18 protein-coding genes and 1 rRNA gene are annotated in these 23,208 nt (G+C 62.2%); 10 read left to right on the top strand and 9 right to left on the bottom strand.

The window, feature by feature from the left end:
* Positions 1–7: 7 nt before the first annotated feature.
* On the top strand, positions 8–1,198 hold the full coding sequence (locus ACSZPK_RS13715; RefSeq protein ID WP_437882034.1) for a benzoate/H(+) symporter BenE family transporter: 1,191 nt from the start codon (positions 8–10) through the stop codon (positions 1,196–1,198).
* 161 nt (positions 1,199–1,359) lie between these two features.
* Here ACSZPK_RS13715 and pyrF read toward each other — a convergent pair whose 3' ends face one another.
* Entirely contained in the window at positions 1,360–2,052 is a 693-nt protein-coding gene (gene pyrF / locus ACSZPK_RS13710; protein ID WP_437882033.1) for an orotidine-5'-phosphate decarboxylase, read from the bottom strand.
* A gap of 623 nt (positions 2,053–2,675) precedes the next feature.
* Here pyrF and ACSZPK_RS13705 point away from each other — a divergent pair.
* The 3 genes from ACSZPK_RS13705 to cobA are packed head-to-tail and all read left to right on the top strand — an operon-like array spanning position 2,676 to position 6,309.
* Positions 2,676–3,887 (top strand): nitrate/nitrite transporter, encoded by a 1,212-nt coding sequence (locus ACSZPK_RS13705; protein WP_437882032.1) that lies wholly within the window; start codon positions 2,676–2,678, stop codon positions 3,885–3,887.
* Between the two features lie 5 nt (positions 3,888–3,892).
* Positions 3,893–5,560 carry a protein kinase domain-containing protein gene (locus ACSZPK_RS13700; protein ID WP_437882031.1) on the top strand — a complete coding sequence of 556 codons (1,668 nt, stop codon included), beginning with the start codon at positions 3,893–3,895 and terminating at the stop codon, positions 5,558–5,560.
* A 14-nt stretch (positions 5,561–5,574) separates the two neighbouring features.
* Positions 5,575–6,309: a uroporphyrinogen-III C-methyltransferase gene (gene cobA / locus ACSZPK_RS13695; protein WP_437882030.1), complete on the top strand. Its 735-nt coding sequence runs from the start codon at positions 5,575–5,577 to the stop codon at positions 6,307–6,309.
* Here cobA and sixA read toward each other — a convergent pair whose 3' ends face one another.
* From sixA to ACSZPK_RS13680, 3 genes are read right to left on the bottom strand one after another with little or no spacing between them, the layout of a single operon-like run.
* Positions 6,310–6,771 carry a phosphohistidine phosphatase SixA gene (gene sixA / locus ACSZPK_RS13690; RefSeq protein WP_437882029.1) on the bottom strand — a complete coding sequence of 154 codons (462 nt, stop codon included), beginning with the start codon at positions 6,769–6,771 and terminating at the stop codon, positions 6,310–6,312.
* Positions 6,768–7,115 (bottom strand): DUF4389 domain-containing protein, encoded by a 348-nt coding sequence (locus ACSZPK_RS13685; protein WP_437882028.1) that lies wholly within the window; start codon positions 7,113–7,115, stop codon positions 6,768–6,770. The genes sixA and ACSZPK_RS13685 overlap by 4 nt, the downstream gene beginning before the upstream one ends.
* Before the next feature lie 18 nt (positions 7,116–7,133).
* Entirely contained in the window at positions 7,134–8,156 is a 1,023-nt protein-coding gene (locus ACSZPK_RS13680; RefSeq protein WP_437882027.1) for an NAD(P)H-dependent glycerol-3-phosphate dehydrogenase, read from the bottom strand.
* 128 nt (positions 8,157–8,284) lie between these two features.
* Between ACSZPK_RS13680 and ACSZPK_RS13675 the strand changes: the two genes are divergently transcribed.
* The 5 genes from ACSZPK_RS13675 to fabB all read left to right on the top strand — a co-directional run bounded on the left by ACSZPK_RS13675 (position 8,285) and on the right by fabB (position 15,211).
* Positions 8,285–10,447, top strand: a complete 2,163-nt coding sequence (locus ACSZPK_RS13675) for a TonB-dependent receptor plug domain-containing protein (RefSeq protein ID WP_437882026.1) — start codon at positions 8,285–8,287, stop codon at positions 10,445–10,447.
* A 1-nt stretch (position 10,448) separates the two neighbouring features.
* Positions 10,449–11,363, top strand: coding sequence for an ABC transporter substrate-binding protein (locus tag ACSZPK_RS13670; protein ID WP_437882025.1), 915 nt, complete (start codon positions 10,449–10,451; stop codon positions 11,361–11,363).
* Entirely contained in the window at positions 11,360–13,270 is a 1,911-nt protein-coding gene (locus ACSZPK_RS13665) for an ATP-binding protein (protein ID WP_437882024.1), read from the top strand. The genes ACSZPK_RS13670 and ACSZPK_RS13665 overlap by 4 nt, the downstream gene beginning before the upstream one ends.
* Positions 13,271–13,466: 196 nt before the next feature.
* Positions 13,467–13,982: a 3-hydroxyacyl-[acyl-carrier-protein] dehydratase FabA gene (fabA, locus tag ACSZPK_RS13660; RefSeq protein ID WP_437882023.1), complete on the top strand. Its 516-nt coding sequence runs from the start codon at positions 13,467–13,469 to the stop codon at positions 13,980–13,982.
* Between the two features lie 11 nt (positions 13,983–13,993).
* The gene (fabB, locus tag ACSZPK_RS13655) at positions 13,994–15,211 is read left to right on the top strand and encodes a beta-ketoacyl-ACP synthase I (RefSeq protein WP_437882022.1); all 1,218 of its coding nucleotides are present in this window, start codon (positions 13,994–13,996) and stop codon (positions 15,209–15,211) included.
* A 60-nt stretch (positions 15,212–15,271) separates the two neighbouring features.
* Here the strand turns inward: fabB and ACSZPK_RS13650 are convergent, their stop codons facing one another.
* The 4 genes from ACSZPK_RS13650 to ACSZPK_RS13635 all read right to left on the bottom strand — a co-directional run bounded on the left by ACSZPK_RS13650 (position 15,272) and on the right by ACSZPK_RS13635 (position 21,433).
* Positions 15,272–15,733, bottom strand: a complete 462-nt coding sequence (locus ACSZPK_RS13650; RefSeq protein ID WP_437882021.1) for a DUF3859 domain-containing protein — start codon at positions 15,731–15,733, stop codon at positions 15,272–15,274.
* A 96-nt stretch (positions 15,734–15,829) separates the two neighbouring features.
* Positions 15,830–16,783 carry an amidohydrolase family protein gene (locus tag ACSZPK_RS13645; protein WP_437882407.1) on the bottom strand — a complete coding sequence of 318 codons (954 nt, stop codon included), beginning with the start codon at positions 16,781–16,783 and terminating at the stop codon, positions 15,830–15,832.
* 159 nt (positions 16,784–16,942) lie between these two features.
* Positions 16,943–20,581, bottom strand: a complete 3,639-nt coding sequence (locus ACSZPK_RS13640) for a PAS domain S-box protein (RefSeq protein WP_437882020.1) — start codon at positions 20,579–20,581, stop codon at positions 16,943–16,945.
* A gap of 363 nt (positions 20,582–20,944) precedes the next feature.
* Positions 20,945–21,433: a DUF4124 domain-containing protein gene (locus tag ACSZPK_RS13635; RefSeq protein ID WP_437882019.1), complete on the bottom strand. Its 489-nt coding sequence runs from the start codon at positions 21,431–21,433 to the stop codon at positions 20,945–20,947.
* A 218-nt stretch (positions 21,434–21,651) separates the two neighbouring features.
* Between ACSZPK_RS13635 and ACSZPK_RS13630 the strand changes: the two genes are divergently transcribed.
* The gene (locus ACSZPK_RS13630) at positions 21,652–22,845 is read left to right on the top strand and encodes a GGDEF domain-containing protein (protein WP_437882018.1); all 1,194 of its coding nucleotides are present in this window, start codon (positions 21,652–21,654) and stop codon (positions 22,843–22,845) included.
* 107 nt (positions 22,846–22,952) lie between these two features.
* On the opposite strand, the gene rrf is transcribed toward ACSZPK_RS13630, so the two are convergent.
* Positions 22,953–23,068, bottom strand: a 5S ribosomal RNA gene (gene rrf / locus ACSZPK_RS13625).
* Positions 23,069–23,208: the final 140 nt, after the last annotated feature.

Below are 23,208 nucleotides of genomic sequence, written 5' to 3'. Positions count from 1 at the left end.
ATCACCGATGTCCCAGGCCGACTCCCTGCCCATGCGCCCACTCGCCGATACCTCGCCCTCCGCCGTGGTCGCCGGATTCGTCGCCATGCTCACGGGCTATACCAGCTCGCTGGTGCTGATGTTCCAGGCCGGCCAGGCAGCGGGCCTGACGACTGCGCAGATTTCCTCATGGATCGGCGCCCTGTCGATCGGCATGGCCATCTGCAATATCGGCCTGTCCCTGCGCTATCGCGTGCCGGTGACCGTGGCCTGGTCCACGCCCGGAGCGGCGCTGCTGGTCACCAGCCTGGCCGGGGTCAGTTATGGCGAGGCGATTGGCGCCTACATCACCTGCGCCATACTGGTGATCATCTGCGGCGTGACCGGCAGCTTCGAGCGCCTGGTGCGTCGCCTTCCCGCGTCACTGGCAGCGGCCCTGCTGGCCGGTATCCTGTTCAAGATCGGCAGCGAGATTTTCGTCGCCGCGCAACACCAGACCGCGCTGGTACTGACGATGTTCTTCACCTACCTGATCAGCAAACGTTTGTCGCCGCGCTACGCCGTACTCGCTGCCCTGCTGGTCGGTACTGCGCTGGCAGGTATCCTGGGCCTGCTCGACTTCAGCGGATTCACGCCGGAAATCGCCGTCCCCGTCCTCACCGCGCCCTCTTTCTCCCTCGCGGCGACCATCAGCATCGGCATTCCGCTGTTCATCGTGGCGATGACCTCGCAGAACATGCCGGGCATGGCGGTACTGCGTGCCGATGGCTACGACGTACCCGCTTCGCCGCTGATCACCACCACCGGCGTCGCGTCCCTGCTGACCGCGCCATTCGGTTGCCATGGCATCAACCTGGCGGCGATCAGTGCGGCCATCTGCACCGGCCCGCATGCCCACGAGGACAAGAACAAGCGCTACACGGCCGCCATCTGGTGCGGGGTGTTCTATGGCATCGCCGGTATTTTCGCCGCCACCCTCGCCGCGCTGTTCCACGCCCTGCCCGCTGCGCTGGTGCTTTCCATCGCGGCCCTGGCGCTGCTCGGCTCCATCGGCAACGGCCTGGCCCAGGCCATGAAGGAGCCCATCGAGCGCGATGCGGCGCTGATCACCTTCATGGTCACCGCATCCGGCATGAGCCTGCTGGGTATCGGCTCGGCATTCTGGGGCCTGGTCGCCGGCGCCCTCACCTTGCTGATACTCAACTGGCGCAAGGCGTAATCACCTCGTGCCATCGAGCGCCTTGCCATGGGCGGCATTGACCCACCAGCCAAAGGGACGCAAGCGTTGTAGTCGGCTTTTCGACTAGCGATGGAGCGAGGCTGTAACAGAATGCAAAAAGGCGCCTTCATGGCGCCTTTCTTCATCCTGCCGCAACGGGATCAGAGCTCGGCGACGATCTTCGCCAGCGCCTCGGCCGGATTCGCGGCCTGGCTGATCGGGCGGCCGATCACCAAGTAGTCCGAACCGGCCTTCAGGGCCTGGGATGGCGTGAGGATGCGACGCTGGTCATCCTGCGCGCTACCAGCCGGGCGAATGCCGGGGGTGACCAGTTGCAAGCCAGGATGCGCGGCCTTGAGTGCCGGTGCCTCCTGGGCGGAGCAGACCAGACCGTCCATCCCCGCCCTTTCGGCCAGGCCGGCAAGACGCAGTACCTGTTCTTGCGGTTCGATATCCAGGCCGATACCAGCCAGGTCGTCACGCTCCATGCTGGTCAGCACGGTCACACCGATCAGCAACGGCTTGGGGCCGTTGAATTTATCCAATGTTTCACGGCAGGCCGCCATCATGCGCAGGCCACCGGAGCAATGCACGTTGACCATCCATACGCCCATCTCGGCTGCCGCCTTGACCGCCATGGCCGTGGTGTTGGGGATGTCGTGGAACTTCAGGTCGAGGAACACTTCGAAACCGCGATCGCGCAGGGTGCTGACGATCTCCGCCGCGCAACTGGTGAACAGTTCCTTGCCCACCTTGACCCGGCACAGCGTGGGATCGAGCTGGTCCGCCAGGGCCAGGGCGGCATCGCGGGAAGGAAAGTCGAGGGCAACGATGATCGGGGACTGGCAGGACATGGGCGGCTCACTGGCGGGATCGAAAACGCCGCGCATTGTAGCCGAAGCCGGCGCCTCAGTCAGAGCCGTTTGCACGCCCTGAAGCGGTGCGCCCTGGCAAAAATCGCACTGCTTTGATCCGCGCGCACGTTATCGCTTCAGCGCCGCTGGGCCAGGCATAGCGCAGCGCCAGCCATCGTTTCCGCTCATGGGCATGCGCCCTACTCGTTCTCAACGTGCCTTGCAGACTGTGTGAAAACGTAGCGAGCGAAGGTCAGACAAGGCAAAAAACGGCGAAAAAGCGCAGTTTACGAGCTGTAAATGAGCATTTTGACTGGGCTGGCATTCCAGCTGTTTTTTAACGCCGCATGGCCGAGCGCAGTAGTTTTCACACAGTCTGCTTGGCCCGGCTCTTGCTGAGCAACCCATAGGCATCCAACGGCGGTTGCCACCCGAACACGACAAAGGCGTCGCGCTCACCCTCTTGCCATGACGGCATGGCGGGTGTCGCGGCGCCTTTTGCGTTTCAGCCCCAACGCTCGGGGCGGGTGGATCGACCGCCCGCTTCCCTGCGCCAGCGATGAGCCAAGACGCCCCAACCCGGCAGCAGTCGCCGGACCGCGTAATCAATGATGAGGTGTTGGATGAATACGAGTTTCTGGAAAGCCGGCCACGCGCCGACCCTGTTCGCCGCCTTTCTCTATTTCGACCTGAGTTTCATGGTCTGGTACCTGCTTGGCCCATTGGGCGTGCAGATCGCCACGGACCTGCAACTGACCACCCAGCAACGCGCGATGATGGTCGCCACGCCGATCCTGGCCGGTGCCGTGCTGCGCTTCCTGATGGGCATGCTGGCGGATCGAACCTCGCCGAAGAGCGCCGGAATCGCCGGCCAATTGGTGGTCATCGCCGCCCTGACCGTGGCCTGGCTGCACGGAATCCACAGCTATGAACAGGCCTTGCTGCTCGGCCTGTTCCTCGGCTTTGCCGGGGCATCCTTCGCCGTGGCGTTGCCGCTGGCCTCGCAGTGGTATCCACCACAACATCAGGGCAAGGCCATGGGCATCGCCGGTGCGGGCAACTCGGGCACGGTGTTCGCCGCGCTTTTTGCCCCCGCTCTTGCCGGCCTGTTCGGCTGGAACGCGGTGTTCGGCCTGGCCTTGATTCCACTGCTGCTGACCCTGATCATCTTCGCCGCCGCAGCCCGCAACGCGCCGGAACGCCCGCCGGCCAAGTCGGTCGCCGACTACATGAAAGCACTGGGCGACCGTGACAGCTGGTGGTTCATGTTCTTCTACAGCGTGACCTTCGGCGGCTTCCTCGGCCTGGCCAGTACCCTGCCCGGCTACTTCCACGATCAGTACGGCCTCGATCCGGTGACCGCCGGCTACTACACCGCCGCCTGCGTCTTCGCCGGCAGCCTGATGCGCCCGCTGGGCGGTGCTTGCGCCGACCGCATCGGCGGCATCCGTACTTTGCTGGTGGTGTATACGGTGGCGGCGATCTGCATTGGCGCGGTGGGCTTTCACATTTCCAGCGCGGTGGCCGCACTGGCGCTGTTCGTGGTCGCCATGCTCAGCCTGGGCGCGGGTAACGGCGCGGTGTTCCAACTGGTACCGCAGCGCTTTCGCAAGGAGATCGGGGTGATGACCGGGCTGATCGGCATGGCCGGGGGCATCGGTGGCTTTCTCCTGACCGCCGGGCTTGGCGCGATCAAACAGTCGACTGGCGACTACCAGCTCGGCCTGTGGCTGTTCGCCAGTCTTGGCGTGCTGGCCTGGTTCGGCCTGTATGGCGTCAAGCAGCGCTGGCGCACCACCTGGGGCTCGGCGGCGATGACCGCGGCCCGCGTCTGAAACCGATGAGCCTGCAACTGACCTTCGGCGAAGCCAGCGCCAGCGGCCCTCGCGCGGAAAACCAGGACGCCGTGCGGGTGGTCACGCCCGCACCGGCGCTGGCTGCCAGCAAAGGTTACCTGCTGGGCCTGGCCGACGGCGTCAGCCAATGCGCCGACGGCGGTCTGGCTGCCCGCGCGACCTTGCAGGCCCTGGCCCTCGACTATTACGCCACGCCGGAAACCTGGGCCATCGCCCAGGCCCTGGATCGCCTGCTGGTCGCGCACAACCGCTGGCTACAGGCCAATGGCGGCGGGCAACCCCTGCTGACCACCCTTACCGCCCTGGTGCTGCGGGGGCGGCGCTTCACCCTCGCCCACGTCGGCGACTGCCGTGCCTATCGCTGGTTCGACGGCCACTTGCAGCGCCTGACCGAAGATCATGTCTGGGACCAGCCAGGCATGCAGCACGTGCTCAAGCGGGCCATGGGCCTCGACCAGCATCTGATCGTCGACTACCTGGAAGGCGAACTGCGCCAAGGCGAGAGTTTCCTGCTGGTCAGCGATGGCGTGTGGTCCAGCCTGGGCGATGCCGGTATCCGCGCGATCCTGCATGACCAAACGGCCACCGATGCGGCCTGCCAGACCCTGGTCGGCGCTGCCCACCTGGCGGGCGGCCAGGACAATGCCAGCGCCCTGCTGGTGCGGGTGGAACGATTGCCCGAGGGCGATCTGGCCGACACCCTGGCCCAGCTCGAACAATGGCCTCTGCCGCCAGCACTGCGCATCGGCCAGACGTTCGAAGGCTGGCAGGTCCAGGCATTGCTCGCCGAGTCCCGCCAGTCGCTGGTCTATCGAGTCAGCGATGGCGAAGGCAATGCCTGGCTGCTGAAGACCCTGCCGCCCGGTCGTCACGATGAGATCGACGCCGGCCCTGCCCTGCTGCTCGAAGAGTGGTTTCTACGCCGCGTCGCCAGCCGTCACTTTGCCGAAGTCCACCCGCTGCCCGACAGGCAGCATCTTTATTACGTGCAGCGGGCCTACGCCGGGCAGACCCTGGCCGAGCATCTGCACGGCAGCGGCCCACTCAGCATCGCGCAATGCCTGGACGTCGCCACACGCCTGGTCAAGGCGCTCGGCTTGCTGCACCGACGCAATATCGTGCATCGCGACATCAAGCCCGAGAACCTGCTCTGGTGCGAAGACGGTGAGCTGCGGCTAATCGATTTCGGCCTGGCCTACTGCCCCGGTCTTTCCCGCGACGAGGCCCATGTCGTCCCTGGCACACCGAGCTACCTGGCGGCGGAATGCTTCGCCGGAGCCGCCCCCGCGCCCAGCCAGGACCTCTATGCCGCTGGCGTGACGCTTTATCACCTACTCACCGAGCACTACCCCTACGGCGAAATCGAGGCCTTTCAGACCCCCCGCTTCGGCCAGCCGACGCCTCCCAGCCGCTACCGCCCGGACCTTCCGGCCTGGCTGGACGAGTGCCTGTCAAAGGCAGTGGCCAGCAGCGTGGAACAGCGCTTCGAGACCGCGGAGGAGTTCCTCCTGGCCCTCGAACAGGGCGAGCGCCTGTCGCTTTCGCTGAAGCCACGACCATTGCTGGAGCGTGAACCGCTGAAAGTCTGGCGCGCCATCGCCCTGGCTTCATTACTTATAAACATGGCTGCGCTACTGGCGTGGCTGCACTGACCGAGGATGTACCGATGAGCGCAAAAGTCTGGTTGGTGGGCGCAGGCCCTGGCGATCCGGAACTGTTGACCCTGAAAGCAGTGAAAGCCCTGCGCCTGGCTGATGTGGTGCTGATCGATGACCTGGTCAACCCCGCCGTGCTGGAGCATTGCCCGGAGGCGCGAGTGGTAGCAGTCGGCAAGCGTGGCGGCTGTCGCTCCACGCCGCAGGCCTTCATTCATCGTCTGATGCTGCGCTATGTCCGCCAGGGCAAAGGCGTGGTGCGCCTGAAAGGTGGCGACCCGTGCATATTCGGCCGGGGCAGCGAAGAAGCCGATTGGCTATGCGCACATGGCGTCGAGGTCGAAATCGTCAATGGCATTACCGCCGGCCTCGCGGGCGCCACCGCCTGCGGTATTCCTTTGACCCTGCGTGGTATCGCCCGTGGCGTGACCCTGGTTACCGCCCACACCCAGGACGACAGCAGCCTGAACTGGCAAGCGCTGGCGCAGAGCGGTACGACCCTGGTGATCTACATGGGCGTGGCCAAGCTGGGCGAGGTCCGGGACAGCCTGCTGGCAGCCGGCATGCGCAGGAACATGCCAGTGGCGATGATCGAAAATGCTTCGCTACCCGCTCAACGCGAGTGCCGCAGCACCCTGGTCGCGATGCAGCAGGCGGCCGACGAGTTTCATTTGAAAAGCCCGGCGATCCTGGTGATCGGCGAAGTCGCCAACGTCGCGGCGCTCGAACTGCAGGCGACGGCCTGATCAACCAGCGTGATGCAACGCCTTGAGCGTCATTGCGCCAGCCAGCAGCTCTCCCTCCAGCTCGACCAGCGAAGCGGTGCCCAAGGCCAGCGGCTGTTGCAGATTGCCATGCACCAGCAAACCGGCGAGCGCGCCGAGCAAGGGGTTGTGGCTGACCAGCAGAATGTTGTCGCCGATGGCGGAGTCCAGCATGCGCAGCACCTTGCGTGGCTCGTCATCCGGGGTGATCCAGTCGACCTTGCGCGCCAGCAGGGTCGCCGGTTCCAGGGCCTTGGCCACCAATGCCGCGGTCTGCTGGGCACGCAGGTAGGGGCTGACCAGCACATCGGTGAAGCGCTGGCCACTCAGGTGCGCACGGGCCTGGGCGATCACCTGCTCAACGCCGTGCCCGGTCAGCGGCCTTTCGGCATCGCTGCGCGCCCGGGCAGCGGCTTCGCCATGCCGCAGTAGCCAGAGTTTCAAAGTTTCGGTTCTTCGTCGCGCACCGGATGCGCGGTTGGCGGGATGCCGTGCGGTTCGTTGTCCTCCGGGGTGAGCGGCGTCGGCCAGTCGGCGAACGGCCAGGGTTTCTGCTCGCTGTTGAAGGTACCGAAACGGCCGATCTGGCGCAGGTACTGGCTCAAGCTGTCACCGAAACCCTGCATGCCGGCGTTGGGCGAACCGTAGATCAGCCGGTAGCCCAGTTGCAGCAGCACCAGCACGCCGAGGACGATCTCGGCGACCTGCCAGATCAGCGCAAAAATCACCATCCACAGAATGCGCAGCACGATGGATTCGCGTTCCAGGGTCTTGTTCGGTTGGGTCATGTCGCTCTCCTGCGGCGCTCAGAAGCCGCTGGTTGAAATGAAATCCACGTCGGTCTTGGGTTCGCCACGCATCAGCAGTTCGATGACCTGGGCCAAGGTACGCCCTTCGAAGAGAATCGCGTGCAGCCCGGCCACCAGCGGCATGTAGATCTGCAATTCCTCGGCCTTGCTCTTCAGCACACGAATGGTATTGACCCCCTCGGCCACCTCGCCCAGGCGTGCCACCGCTTCTTCCAGGCTCAGGCCTTGCCCAAGGGCGAAGCCGACCTGGTAGTTGCGGCTTTTGGGCGAGGAACAGGTGACGATCAGGTCGCCGACCCCGGCCAGGCCGAGGAACGTCATGGGATTGGCCCCCAGCTTGACCGCGAAGCGAGTCATCTCGGCCAGGGCACGGGTGATCAGCATGCTCTTGGTGTTCTCGCCCATGCCCATGGCCACGGCCATGCCGGCCATGATCGCATAGACGTTCTTCAACGCGCCGCCCAGTTCCACGCCGAAGCGGTCGCGGCTGGCGTAGACGCGGAAGGTACGGCCGTGCAGCGCCTGCTGCACGCTGCGGCAGAGCGCCTCGTCCTCACTGGCGACCACCGTGGCGGTCAGCGCCTGCTCGGCGATTTCCCTGGCCAGGTTCGGCCCGGAAATCACCCCGATACGCGCCTCGGGCGCCACCGATTCGAGAATCTGGCTCATCAGCATGAAGGTCTGCGCCTCGATGCCCTTGGTGGTGCTGACCAGCATCTTGCCGGGCAACAATTCGGCCACCGGCTGCAACGCCTGGCGCAAGGCCGAAGATGGCAACGCGACGAAGACCAGTTCGCAGGCCTCGAGCGTGCCGCGCAGGTCGGTCGTCGGCTCGATCCCTGGCAGCAGCGTCACGCCTTTGAGGTAACGCGGATTCTCCCGGTTGTCGCGCATGAACGCGGCCTGTTCCGGGTCGCGCATCCAATGCCGCACCGTAAAGCCATTCTGGGCCAGGAGGTTGGCGATGGCAGTGCCGAAGCTGCCGCCGCCGAGTACTGCAATGGGTCGTTGATCAGTCATGGAGTGTCCAGACAAAGCCATCTGCATGGCGGATGGCAGGCATTATTACGAAGCATCGGATGAGCGGCCAGCCCAATCGCGATTTTCCCGTATCCCGCCGAATGGCAAAGCGCCAGGTCTCGGTTAACATGCGCCCTCCCGCAAATCCAGTCAGAACCCGGCCAGGTCGTCTCGTGAGCAAGCACGTCCCACTGTCATTGCTAGCCTTGATAGCGATAGCGCCGCTCGCCTCGGCCGACGACCTGTTTACCGAGACAACCGAAGTCCCCGAAGTACTCACCGCCACGCGTCTGAAACAGGCGCCAGCAGCGGTTCCCGGGAGCATGACGGTGCTCGACCGCGGGTTGATCGAGGCCTCAGGCGCACGCGACATTCCCGAACTGATGCGCCTGGTGCCCGGGATGATGGTCGGCTACCTGAAAGGCAACCAATCGACCGTCAACTACCATGGTGCCAACGTCACCGAGGCCCGGCGCCTGCAAGTGCTGATCGATGGGCGCTCGGTCTACCGCCCGGGGCTGGCCACGGTCGACTGGAGTGACCTGCCGATCGCCATCGAGGACATCGAGCGAATCGAAGTCTTCCGTGGCCCCAATACCGTCAGTTATGGCGCCAACGCGCTGATGGGCGTGATCAACATCAGCACCCGCTCGCCCGTCGACAGCCACGGTACGCGCCTGCGCTACAGCCAGGGCCAGAATGGCATCCGTGACTGGTATGCCAGCCAGAACCTGCGCCTGAACAAGGGCGACCTGCGCCTGTCGCTCTCGGGCCAGGAAGACGATGGCTTCGACCATGACCAGTACGGCCGCGATTACCGTGACAGCCGCCGCACCACGCGAATCAATCTCTCGGCGGTGCATGAGCTGGATGCCAGCCAGACCCTGGAGTGGCAGTTCGGCGCCAAGGAGGGTTCCAAGCAGCGTCCTTACAACTACGAGTCAATGTTCATCCCCGGCATCGCCAATGGCGACAGCGATTCGGACATCGCCGCCAAGGACTACTTCGCCTCGCTACGCTGGACGCTAGAGCTCGACCCACGCCACAGCCTGCAACTGCAGACCTACGCGGAGCGCTGGGAACGCGAAGAAGCCTGGAGCGCCTGCGAGGCGTCGATCGCCTTCAGCCCGCAACTGGCCCGCTTGTACGCCTTGAGCCCGGCCTACGTGGACGACCTGGGCTACGCCCTGACCCACGGCCAGCCGCTGCCTCCCGGTACCTCCGAGCAGGAAGCCCTGGGCTTGCAGATCGTCCAGTTGCTCGGTAGCGGCCAGGGCACGACGCCCGTTTGCGGCGATATCGACTTCAATACCCGGGAAAGCCGGTTCGATACCGAACTGCAGGACACCCTGAGCCTGACCGATGACCTGCGCCTGCTGTCAGGGATCGGCTATCGCCACGACAGCGTCGATTCCGAGACCTACTTTGGCGGGCGACAGAGCAATGACATCCTGCGCGCCTTCACCCACCTCGAATGGAACATCGGCAAACACTGGATTCTCCAGGGCGGCGCGATGTACGAGAACGACCGGCTCAGCGGCGACTCGTTGACCCCGAGGCTGGCGCTCAACTACCTGATCACCCCGCGCCATGGCCTGCGCGCCGTCTATTCGGAAGCCGTGCGCTCGCCGGACATGCAGGAAAACAATGTCGACTGGCGCATTCGCCTGGACAACCTGACGCCAACGGTGAATGGCAGCCGTAGCGCCTATTTCTTCGCTACCGCGCGCGGTCCCGCCAACCTCCAGCAGGAAATCGCCCGCTCGCGGGAGGTCGGCTACAACGGCGCATTCAGCGAATGGGGCTTGACCCTCGACATCAAAGCGTTCAACGACGAAATCCACCGGATGATCAGCGAACCGCTGTCGGTCGGCGACTTTCGCCCAGCCAACGACAACTGGATCGCCTTTCGTGGCGCCGAGGCCCAGGTCGATTGGCGTTTCAGCGGCAGTGACCGGCTGCGCCTGAGCTATGCCTATGTCGACTTCGAAGCGAGCAGCCGCCTGGATCAACGCCTGACCGCGCGTAACAGCGGCTCGGCGGGCTGGATGCACGACTGGGGCCACGGCTGGTCGAGCGCCCTGTTCTATTACGGCGCCGACAGCCTCAACCTCTATCGTTTCGAACGCCTCGACCTGCGCATCGCCAAACGCTTCGCCCTGGATCATGGAACCAGCCTGCTGCTCGCCGGCGTACTCCAGCAGCGTCTCGACGACGAACCGCTGACCTGGAAGGAAAACCTCAACGATGAGCGCCGGCTGCTGTATTTCAGTGCGGGGCTCGAGTTCTAGCATGTCGACATGCCGCTCCTGGATGGCCAAGACCGTACGCCGCTACCTGCTGCTGTGCCTGCCTTGGCTACCCATCTGGCTGCCGGCGGCCGAAATCGTGCTGGTAGCCGACGAGAACAGCCCGGCCATCGAGGGTTTCAGGACGTCCCTGGCCGAGCGCCGTCCTCAGGACCGCATCAGCTTTCTCGATGGCGCCAGCCTGGAACACGCCAGGCCGCCGGCCAACGCCCGCCTGATCCTGCTCGACCCGGACCTGCTGCCGCGCCGGATGGCCATGCCGATTACCACCCCGACCCTGGTCCTGCGTATCTCCCGGGTCCATGCCCACGCGCTTCTCGGCAACGACCGACCTGCTGGGATCACGCTGCTGTGGAGCGATCCCCCCCTCGAGCGCCAGTTGCTGCTCAGCCACCTGTTGCTGCCAGACAGCAAGCGCATCGGCGTGCTGTACAGCGAGCACAGCCGTTTCCTGCTCGATGAGCTGCAGACTGCCGCGCAGCGCCTCGACCTGCAGATCGTCGCCCGCCAATGGTCAGACAGCCGCGACAGCCAGCCCCTGCAACAACTGCTCGCCAACAGCGACCTGCTGCTCGGCCTGGATGATCCGGCCCTGTTCAACCTGCACACGATCAAGGCCCTCCTGCTCAGCAGCTACGCCCGCCAGCGCGCACTGATCGGCCCGACCGTGAGTTTCGTTCGCGCGGGTAGCCTGGCCAGTAGCTACAGCGACCAGGACGACTGGCTCGCCACCCTCGACCAATTGCTCGACCAGCCGCCAGCCCGCTGGCCACGGGCGCAGTACCCCAAGGTTTTCAAGGTGCAGGGCAACCGCCAGGTCGCACGCGCCCTCGGCATCGAACTGGGCGACGACAGTGAACTGCAGCGCCGCCTGGAAGCAGGAGAACAACGACCATGAACGTCGGTCGCAAGCGGGATATCCATACCCGTACCCAACTGATCAGCGTCGGCCCCGCCCTGGTGCTCGGTGTGCTGCTGATCGCCCTGTTCACCCATGCCCGCTTGCAGGATCTGCGGCAGGAGCTCAACGATACCGGCCAGTTGATCGCCAACCAGTTGGCCCCGGCGGCCGAGTACGGCGTCATATCGGGCAATACCGACGTGCTCGACAGCCTCCTGCGCGCCACCCTGGAAACGCCGCATGTACGTTTTCTGGAAGTCCGCGACAGCGACGAGAACATCGTGGTCTATGTGGAGCGTCCCTCTGTCGAGAGCGGCCTGGAGGTCGATGTCTTCCACGCGCCGATCCGCCTGCAACGGATCGCCCTGGGCGGCGATTTCATGATTCCCGGCCAGGCGCATGACGCCCAGGAGCATTATCTCGGCCGCGTGGTCGTCGGCATGTCCGACGATGCCCTGAGTACACGGCAACAGGCGATCCTGGCCAAGGCCGTGCTCATCGGCCTGTTCGCCCTGATGCTCACCTACCTGCTGGCCCGGCGCCTGGCTCGGCGCCTGTCCCAGCCGATCAGCGACATGGCCGGCGCGGTTCGGCAGATTCAGGCCGGCAACTACCTGACGCCAGTTCCCGACAGTGCCGACGGCGAACTCGGTGAACTCGCCCGCCACCTCAACAACCTGGCCAGCAGCCTGGCGACCGCCAGCCGCGACCAGCGAGTGGCGATGGACCAGTTGATCAAGACCCGCGAGGAAGCCGAACAGGCGAGCCGCGCCAAATCCGATTTCCTGGCGATGATGAGCCATGAGTTGCGCACACCGATGAACGGTGTGCTGGGCATGCTGCAACTGCTGGAAACCACCGAAATGACCGCCGAGCAAAGCGAATACACGGCGCTGGCGACCGAATCCACCGAGCATCTGCTCAAGGTGATCAACGACATTCTCGACTTCTCGCGGATAGAACGCGGAGCCCTGGAACTCGAATGCATCCCCTTCAGCCTGGTGGAGCTGTTGCAGGGCTCACTGCAAGTGTTCCAGCACAGCGCCCAGCAGCGCGGCCTTTACCTGCGCCTGGAAGGCCAGCAGGGACTGGATGCCTTCGAGGTGCAGGGCGACCCGACGCGTATTCGCCAGATCCTGGTCAACCTGCTGGGCAATGCCCTGAAGTTCACCGAGGAAGGCGGCATCAGCGTCGAGGTGCACTGGCAGGCGCTGGACAATGAGGTGCTGTGGCTCACCTGCGCAGTGCGCGACAGCGGCATCGGCATCGACCCGCAGCGCCTGGAAAGCATGTTCGACGCCTTCCAGCAGGCCGATACATCCATCTCACGGCGCTACGGCGGAACTGGCCTGGGCCTGTCCATCGCCCGTACCCTGGCCGAGCGTATGGGCGGCACCCTGCATGCCAGCAGCGTGATCGGCAAAGGCTCGGTATTCACCCTGGAAACCCCGCTGCCCTTCACGGCCAAGCGCCAAATGCAACCCCTGGAACAAGCAGTGCCTGGCCCGGGCGGCAGTGGCCGGGCAGTGCTGCTGGTCGAAGACAACCCGGTCAACCAGACCGTCATCGAAGCCATGCTGCGCAGCCTCGGTTACCGGGTCACTCTCGTCGTCGATGGCGCCCAGGCGGTACGCAGTGCCAGCCAGGGCTCGTTCGCCGCGATCCTGATGGATTGCCGGCTGCCGGTCATGGATGGTTACGAAGCAACCCGGCAAATCCGTTGCATGAACGCTTACAGTGACATCCCGATCATCGCCCTCACGGCCAATGCCTTGCAGGGCGATCGGGAAGCCTGCCTGCAAGCGGGAATGAACGACTACCTGGCAAAACCGTTCAAAAGAGCGGACCTGGAACGTCTTTTACAACGCTGGCTGGGAACCGCCCCGGCCTCCGGCGTGTCGTGAAACAACGGCCGAGTCCCAAAAACCGTCGAACTCAGGCATCATTGGCGACACGGTTTACAGGTGTTCACAGAGCCCTGTGACTTTCACCCGAACGCAACAGTCTCAGATTACGCTGCCAGAGATGACTGTACGTCCCATGGCAACCAGGATGTAACGAATACGCCCCCACTCAATCAGGGGACACAGAGGAGCTCGCATGACCAAGCAAAACGCCTTCACCCGGGAAGACCTGCTGCGCTGCAGTCGCGGCGAGTTGTTCGGCCCGGGTAATGCGCAACTGCCCGCCCCCAACATGCTGATGATCGATCGCATCGTTCATATCAGCGAAGTCGGCGGCAAGTATGGCAAGGGCGAAATCGTCGCTGAGCTCGACATCAACCCCGACCTGTGGTTCTTCGCCTGCCATTTCGAAGGCGATCCGGTGATGCCGGGCTGCCTGGGCCTGGATGCCATGTGGCAACTGGTCGGCTTCCACCTCGGCTGGCAGGGCAACCCCGGCCGTGGCCGCGCCCTGGGATCGGGCGAGGTGAAGTTCTTCGGCCAGGTCCTGCCGACCGCCAAGAAGATCACCTACAACATCCACATCAAGCGCACCATCAACCGCTCGCTGGTCCTGGCCATCGCCGATGGCACCGTCAGCGTCGATGGTCGCGAGATTTACAGCGCCGAAGGCCTACGTGTAGGTCTGTTCACTTCCACCGACAATTTTTAAGGGTTATCCGCATGCGCCGCGTCGTGATCACCGGTCTGGGTATCGTTTCCTGCCTGGGCAATGACAAAGACACCGTTTCCGCCAGCCTGCGCGCTGGTAAAGCAGGCATCCGCTTCAACCCGGACTATGCAGAAAAAGGCCTGCGCAGCCATGTTTCCGGAACGGTTGACCTGAACCTGGAAGAACTGATCGACCGCAAGCTGTTCCGCTTCATGGGCAACGCGGCCGCCTACGCCTACCTGTCGATGGAGCAGGCGATCAAGGATTCCGGCCTGGCTCCGGAGCAGATCTCCAACCCGCGTACCGGCCTGATCGCCGGCTCCGGTGGCGCCTCCACCCTGAACCAGATGGAAGCCATCGACATCCTGCGCGAAAAAGGCGTCAAGCGCATCGGCCCATACCGCGTGACTCGCACCATGGGCAGCACCGTATCCGCCTGCCTGGCCACGCCTTTCCAGATCAAGGGCGTGAACTTCTCCATCTCCTCGGCCTGCGCCACCAGCGCGCATTGCATCGGCCAGGCCATGGAGCAGATCCAGTTGGGCAAGCAGGACATCGTCTTCGCCGGCGGCGGTGAAGAAGAGCACTGGAGCCAAAGCTGCCTGTTCGACGCCATGGGCGCGCTCTCCACCCAGTACAACGACACCCCGGAAAAAGCCTCCCGCGCCTACGACGCCAAGCGTGACGGTTTCGTCATCGCCGGCGGTGGCGGCATGGTCGTGGTCGAGGAACTGGAACACGCCCTCAAGCGTGGCGCCAAGATCTACGCGGAAATCGTCGGCTACGGCGCGACCTCCGATGGCTACGACATGGTCGCACCGAGCGGCGAAGGCGCCATCCGCTGCATGCAGCAAGCGTTGTCCACCGTTGACGCGCCGATCGACTACCTGAACACCCACGGCACCTCGACGCCAGTGGGCGACACCGCTGAAATCCGTGGCGTGCGCGCGGTATTCGGTGACAAGGCCCCGGTGATCAGCTCGACCAAGAGCCTGTCCGGCCACTCCTTGGGCGCTGCCGGCGTGCAGGAAGCGATCTACTGCATGCTGATGATGGAAGGCAAGTTCATCGCCGCTTCCGCGAACATCGAAGAGCTGGACCCGGATGTCGTCGACATGCCGATCCTGCGCGAAACTCGCGAGAACGCCGAGCTCAACACCGTCATGAGCAACAGCTTCGGCTTCGGTGGCACCAACGCCACGCTGGTGCTGCAGCGCTACAAAGGTTGATGCCTCAGTGAAATGCAGAACGGCGCCCCAGGGCGCCGTTCTGCATTGTGCGACAAGCCTTCAGCGAACCTCGAAACGCTGCTCCAGCAAGAGCCGCTCGCCCTGGAAGACCATGAAGGTCCATTCACCCGGCTTGATCTCGTAGTTCTCGGTGAATTCGTAGGCCATCACGTCCAGTGGCGCATCGGGCACCAGTTTCTGCACCACCTCGATCTTGTCCTGACGACGGCCGTCCGCGGTGGTCAGACCAGGCGTGAAATACAGCAGGGTCAGCGGCGTGTCGGTGGCGACCTTGCCACTCAATTGATAACGCACACCGAACTTGGTGCCCAGCTTGGCCGGCACCACGGTGGTCGGCTCGATGACCTGGTTGGCACGACTAAGGACACGCTCTCCAGGCTGAGGGTTGCTGATCGGGACAGCAAATACCCCGGCTTCCACTTCCCCCTTGAGCTGCACGTCGGCCATCACGGGGCCGTTCGCTAACGCCAATGCCAGCGCACACAGTTTCAACGACTTCATCTCTCGCTCCTCGGTTGGCAGTGGCGCGAGGCTATGACGCAGGCGTTACAAACAGATGACAAAAGCTGCGCGCAATGGCTCAGCATCAGACGGCTCTCAGCCTTTCTGCCGACGAGGCAGTACCGCCAGGAAATTATCCCGGGCTACGCGCCTGGCAACGTCTTCGGGCAGCGCGTCGAGGAACGCATCGAAGCCACGCAGGTACTCGCCAAGCCCATCGAAGCGCCCGACCACATCGGACCCCAGCATGAACCTGTCGGGATAACGCTTGACCAGCGCCAGCCACTCGGAGCGAGGCTTGCCCTTGCCATCCAGCAGATAGGGCTGCAACACGGTCCATGACAGGTCGATATAGAGATTCGGGTAACGTTCGAGCAAACGCTGCAAGGTCGGCAGAAGGAAATCCAGCCTCTCCTGATGACGATGCAGTTCGGCGCTGGTCCCCGCGTGAGCCCAGATGAAGCGCACATGCGGATGGTTGCCCAGCGGCTCTTCGATCTCCTCCAGGAACAGCGGGTTGCGTTCGCGCTTGGAGGTGATGTTGGAGTGGATCAGCACCGGCAAGTCATATTCGGCGGCGAGATGATAGACCCTGACCATCGCCTCATTGTTGGCGCGCGGTGTATCGCCATAGGTCAGGGCGGTCAGGTCATCATGGCGAGTGAAGACCTCGCCGATGCCCTGCCAGAAGCCCGGGTCGAGTTCGAGCATGCGCCGGATATGGGCATCGGCATTCTTGTCGGTAGGGTTGAAGCCAGAGAGGAATGGATGCAAGCGACTGCGCTGCGTTCCCGGCAAGGCCTTTACCGCTGCCGCGACGATCGAATCCGTGGCGCTGTACCAGTAAGCGCCAGCGTCGTCGCCAGCGTAGTAGCGAGGGCGCTTGGGTTCGTCCTCATGCCATTTCTTGGCTACGGGAATGCCAGAAATCATCGCATGCTCGATACGCCCGGCGTCCATCGCCTGCAGCAATGGGCGCATACCGTCGCTTTCCTGAAAGAAGTCCACGTAATGCAGGTGCGCATCGCTATAGCGATAGTCACGCGCCATACAGGGGAAAGACAGCGCCGCGGCGATGCTGGCGACTAGAACGCAATGAGTGAGCAAGGGCAGCCTCCTGGCGAAGGCTCGGTAGACCGGTGGCAGACGCAGCGGTTCAGGCTGTTTCCGCATCGACCCGCAGGGTGGCCAAGCGATTCTCCTGTTGGCTCATTGGCTGGTCTCCAGGCTTGCCAGCGCCTCGCTGAGCAGCTCGGCAGCCAGTCCCAGGTCAAAATCGCTTAGCGCATTTTCCACCTCGCGACGCACACCACCGCTCAGGTTGCTCAACAACACCTGCACCTTGCTTTCGTTTAGTTCTCCGCGCAGCAGCGCCGAGCGGGTTTCCACCAATAACGCCAGAAGCTCCTCGCGATCCAGGGCAACCTTCATCGCTTCGCCGACACTCTCGGCGTTGACCTCGAGCAACTGGCTGGCCAGAGCGACCAGCTCCGTCTCCACGTGCTGCAACACGCCCCGTACGGTATCGGGGCGCATACTTTTCAGCATCTGCTCGATCTGCTCGGCCAGCGAACTCAGTTGCACCAGCGCCAGGTTGGCTGCAGTTCCACGCACCTTGTGTGCCAGTTCGGCAGCCGCAGTCATATCCCCGGCATCCATGAAGGCTCGCACGCGCCCGGAAAACTCATGGTTCTCCAGCAGGAAACGGTCGATGGCAGATACCAGCAACGACTCACTGCCCCACAAGCGCACACCCCTGCTCCAGTCGATCGACAGGTATCCGCTACCTTGGGAAGTTCTATCCCCCGGCAGAGTACCTGCTGTCGGCATTCTGCCCGTCACCCTGGCGATCTCGACGAGCAGCTTGTCCAGCTCCAGTGGTTTGGATGCAAAGCCATCCATGCCTGCTTCGCGGGCCGCACGACGATCCTGCTCCAGCACGCTGGCGGTCAAGGCGACGATCGGCGTATGCACCCGTTGCTCGTCATGCTCATATCGTCGGATGCGCCGGGTTGCCTCCAGGCCATCGACCCGTGGCATTTGCACGTCCATCAGAATCACGTCGAACTGATCGGCAAGGAACTCCAGTACCGCCTCCTCGCCATCGGACACCGTGGCCACCTCATGCCCGAGCTGCCCCAAGGCCAGGGCCAGCAGTCCGATGTTCTGCGACACATCGTCAGCAACGAGGATACGCAGCGGCGGCAACTGATCGTCGTCCTCCTGAGCGTCGAAACTGATAGCCTCGCCAGGCTGCAGTGGCAGGCGTACCTTGAACAGGCTGCCCTCCCCCAGCCGGCTTTCGACCGTCAGCTCGCCATCCATCAGACCGACCAGTTGCAAGGCGATGGTCGTGCCCAGCCCCGTACCACCGAAGCGGCGACTCATACTGGCATCCGCCTGGGCGAAAGGTTCGAAGATGCGCTCCAGGCGATCGGGTGCGATGCCTATTCCGCTATCGCGCACGGCGAGCAGGACTTGGCCATGGTCGGCGCTCACTTCAAGACGCACCCAGCCTCGCTCGGTGAACTTGATCGCATTGCCGAGCAGGTTATTGAGCACCTGCTGGATTCGCAACGGATCGCCTTTGTAGAAATCCCCCAAGCCGACTTGGTAATCGAGGACCAGGTCCAGCCCCTTGGCCTCGGCGCCCAGATGCAACGACGCGCAGCTCTGCTCACAGATTTCGCGCAGGGAAAAGTCGACGCACTCGAGTTCCAGCGCGCCCTTCTCCAGCTTCGCCGTGTCTAGGATATCGTTGAGCAGGCCAAGCAGCGAACCAGCGGCATGGCGCACGGTGCTGAGATGGCGACGCTGCACGGCTTGCAATGGAGAGCCCAGTAGCAGATCGGTGAAGCCGATAATGGTATTCATCGGCGTGCGTATCTCGTGACTCATGTTGGCCAGAAACGTTGTCTTCGATTGCGCTGCCTGTTCCGCACGGTTCTTGGCATCACGCAGCGCTCGCTCCATCTCGCGGCGCTGGCTGATGTCGGTTGCGAACTTGACCACCTTGAAGGGCCTGCCGTCGGCATTGAAGATAGGGTTGTAGGTGGCCTGGATCCACACTTGCCGCCCATCCTTGCCCAGGCGCAGAAACTGGTCGGACTTGAACTCGCCACTGCCCAGACGGCGCCAGAACTCCTCGTACTCCCTACTGGCTACATAGCCCTCATCACAGAAAATCCGATGGTGCTTGCCCTGAAGGTCTTCTAGCTGGTAGCCCATCAGGTCGAGGAAATTCTGGTTGGCCGTGAGGATATTGCCATGCAAGTCGAACTCGATAACGGCCAAGGCGCGGCTGATCGCTTTGACCGTGCCCTCGAACACCGAGTTACGCAGCTTGTTCTCGGTAACGTCGAGAACGACACCATCGATCCAGCGTAATTGGCCACTCTGGTCAGACACGCCGCTGCCACTTTCCCATACCCATATTTCCGTGCCATCAGAGCGAATCATGCGGTATTCCACCGCATAGCTGCGCCCTGCCCCCACCGCTTCTAGAACCTGAGTGATGACCTGCTCACTGTCGTCCGGATGGACGATCTGCTTGAACGACTGTTCGCGCCCAGTGAACACCTTGGCGGGCCAGCCGGTCAGTCCTTCGACAGCCTCGCTGATGAAGATCATGCTCCAGTCTTCGTCGAGCAGGCAGCGAAACGAGACACCAGGAATGTTGCGAATCAAGGAGCTGTATTGCTGCTCACTCTCACGCAACGCCAACTCCATGCCCTTGCGCTCGCTGATGTTGCTGACGAATCCGACATAGAGTGCCTGTCCGGGCATATTGGCCCTGCCAATGGCCAGACGGACGGGGATTACGTCGCCCTGCTTGCTCATACCGTCCAGTTCTTCCACAGCGCCTGCGGCATCGGCGACCGTGGACTGCGTCCAGGGCAGCAGAACCTGCAGATTCTGCCCTGCCAGCTCGCCCCGCCCCCAGCCGAACAGGCGCTCTACCGCTGGGTTGCAACTGAGGATCAATCCTTCTCCATCCAGGGTGATGATGCCGTCAACGGCAGTCTCCAGGATCGCCCGCATACGCGACTCGCTGCCCTGCAGGTGCCGGTACAACTGGCGGTAGCGCAGCAGGCCATTGCTGCAAGCCACCAGAATGGTGAAGGTCACGGTGATCAACGCCACCGACAGGGCCAGGAAAACCGCGTTGGCAGTATCCTGATTGCCTGGCAGGTCCGGAGTACCGACGAAACGCGCGGCAGCCATGCCGGTGTAATGCATCGCGGCGATGGCGATACCCATCACGACACCGCTCACAATGATGGTATTGCTCGGGGAAAGCTTGTCACGCAGACCGAAGCGCACCCACAGAGCAAGCACCGCCAAGACAACTGCGAGCAGAATCGAAAGGGCGAACCACAACAGGTCATAGCGCAACAAAGGTGCCATGCGCATCGCAGCCATCCCGGCATAGTGCATGGCACCGATCCCGGCACCTACCAGCACGCCGCTGATGAACAGCCGCGGCAACGAAACATTGCTCCGCACCAGCAAGCCAAGTGCGACCCAAGAAGCACCCAAGCTGGGCAACATGGACAGCAATGTAGTGCGGCTGTCATAAGTGACCTGGGCACATATCTCGAATGCCAGCATGCCGATGAAGTGCATCGACCAGATGCCACCGCCCAGCGCCAGGGCACCAGTGATAATCGCAACCTGGCGAAACAGCGGGCTCTGGCTGGTACGCGCCATGCCTGCAATCTGTAGCGCCAGGCAAGAGGAAAATATCGCGATGAACACTGAAAGCGCCACCAAACCGGGATTGTGGCTGCCGTAGATCAAGAGCCCCGGATCGCTGGGGTCGATAAACAGATGGGTCAGATAGTTCACGACAGGCTCTTCGGTCAGTCAGTTAAACCGCTTGTGCTGGGCGCGCGACATTCGAAGGCCATCAGCCTGCAATCGCAAAGAAAATCCGTCCAGATCGACAAATAACCGGCTCGAGTAGAGGCAGGTATTAAGAAAGTAGTGGAAAACTACGCGCCTGCGAAATCTGTTGCGAAAACGCCCGCGGACTTTTTGTCACCACGATACGAATCGCGGTCCATTGACCCGGAGCCATCTATTACTGCGTGCTCCTGACGCCGCTCGCAGTCCATATCAGAAGGTGCGTGGGAACTACCTGCGCGATTTCACGGCATAAAACAGGCTCATGTGCGAGTCCAGTCAAAATGCTCATGACTGGCCATGCATCTATTCATACTGCCCCTTGAGGCGGTAGCCGTTGCTCACACGAGGCTTCACCGGTGTTGCTGGCGGGGATGGAGGGGGGACATAGGTCTGGCGATCATTCACGTAAATACGCCGGCGCCCTGCCCCAGGATCGCTGTAGTAGGTGGTCTGCGCCAGCTTTTGCAACGCTTCGCGTTCACGCTCGTTGCGGCTTTCGGCGGCTGCGACGGCCTGCTCCCTGGCGGCAAGATCGGCGAGTTGCTGTTGGGAGGGGCCGCTCTCAACGACCTGCGGTTCGGGCTCAAGCTCTCGCGCCACGGCCATAACGGCGGGTGTATCTCCACCAGGCGGCGGATTCTTCGGATTCACCAGGGTGGCCACATGATCAGGATCGCCGCAACCGAGCTGGCTGTAGGTCACGCCCCCAGCCTCATCGATGCATTTGTAGACCGGCGCTGCAATGACCGGCACACAAGTGATGGCAGCCAAGGAGAAAAGTATCGCCTTCATATCTGATCTCTAACCCAACAGACACACTTAGATTATCAGAAATCTGCCGCCCAGCCGCCTACCGTGATTCGCTACGAATATCCGCCCGCCAACGGGTCCGCAGCTTCCCCTGGGTCAGTTTTTTTGACGGGGACTCAGCCTTCAAAAAGCAGACGACCACTGTCCAGCGATTGTTGTAAGGTGAAAATCTAGGAGGCGCCATGGAGTGAGACAGAAACATGCAGCTATGGCTAAAGGAATTATTCTCGGCGTTTTCCGCCATCTTTTCATTGCCCTCGGAATCTCCGTCTATCAGGACATCCGCCTTAATCGAACTGGAACGACGAGGACTAATGGGGGCGTTTGTCTATTTACCGTGCTGGCTTGCTGTCAGCACCTCTACGGGCGTCTCGACTAGCAATCCGGATATCCACATCAACTTGACCCTATCGCTCGCCGCAGTCCTGATCCTACGGATTCTTTTTCACTACTATTGCCCCCGGATCATGCAGCGCAATGAAACATTTGGTCGGATTCTGCTCTGCTTCCTTATCCTCACTGGAGGAATAATATTTGGAATGACAGTGCTGGCTGCAATGTATGTGACAGCCTTGGCTCCTGTACTTCATCCTATGATCGTAGTCTGTGGGGTCTTGTGTACTGTGGGCTCTCTAATGCTGTCTATCGACCCACTGATACGATACGGAATGCCAACAGTCATGCTGGTGCCGTTCATGCTCGGTTTGGCTGGGAAAGGTAACGGCGCCGACGTGACATTCTCCCTGCTGGTCTTAGTGAACATCATTTATCTTGTGTTGGCATCAAGGTATGTCCACGCTGACTACTGGAATGGTGTCCATTTACGGGCGCAGCTCGAAGCGCAGGCCGCACTGCATGAAAAACTTAGCCTTACAGATGGCCTCACAGGACTGCATAATCGCTTGCATGCCGAGCGTAAGCTTAAGGAAGAATGGTACCAAGCATCCCGTACCCAATCCCCCCTAAGTGCACTGTTAATCGACATTGATCACTTCAAAACAATTAACGACACTTACGGACATCCGTTTGGCGATGAATGCCTCGCAAGGGTCGCTAAATCCCTTCAAGCTGGAGCAAGCCGTGAATCGGATTTCGTTTCGCGATTTGGGGGTGAAGAGTTCCTGGTTCTGTTACCCAACACGCCTCTCAATTACGCAACGATGATCGCTGAAAGGATTCGAGAGTTGGTCGAGAATCTGCGGATTCAGTATGGAGAAAATAGCGTTTCGCTTTCATGCAGCATCGGGGTTGCCACTGCAATACTGACTCACGAAGAGGAGGCAAGCAGTATGCTTGTCAGCCAGGCCGACAAGGCGCTTTATCAGGCGAAGCAGAATGGTAGAAACCGAGTGGTTTGCGCGGAATCTACTGGAGAGTTCAACACCTTATCGTGAACTACCGTATTTCGATCAAGATAATCCGCCGATATGTCCAATAATTTTCCCTAGCCCAAAGCCAAACCCCCAACCCGATTGCTCGGATTGGGGGTCTGGTGATAGGAGCTTGACGATGACCTACTCTCACATGGGGAAACCCCACACTACCATCGGCGATGCGTCGTTTCACTACTGAGTTCGGGATGGGATCAGGTGGTTCCAACGCTCTATGGTCGTCAAGCAATTCGGTTGGGGACTCGGTGTTCAGTCGCTTCCCCTGATTGGGTATGTGATGTCTTGGTATTGCGTGTTCTGGCAAATTTTCGGTTTGTGTCGACTTCACCTTCGACACCCTCTGCTACCAGAGCAGATTGTTTGGGT

Origin of the sequence: Pseudomonas sp. LRF_L74 (assembly GCF_965644255.1) — a bacterium.
In the GTDB taxonomy this organism is placed as follows: domain Bacteria; phylum Pseudomonadota; class Gammaproteobacteria; order Pseudomonadales; family Pseudomonadaceae; genus Aquipseudomonas.
Note: the sequence above shows the minus strand (reverse complement) of the source record. Positions and strands in the feature narration are given on the sequence as shown.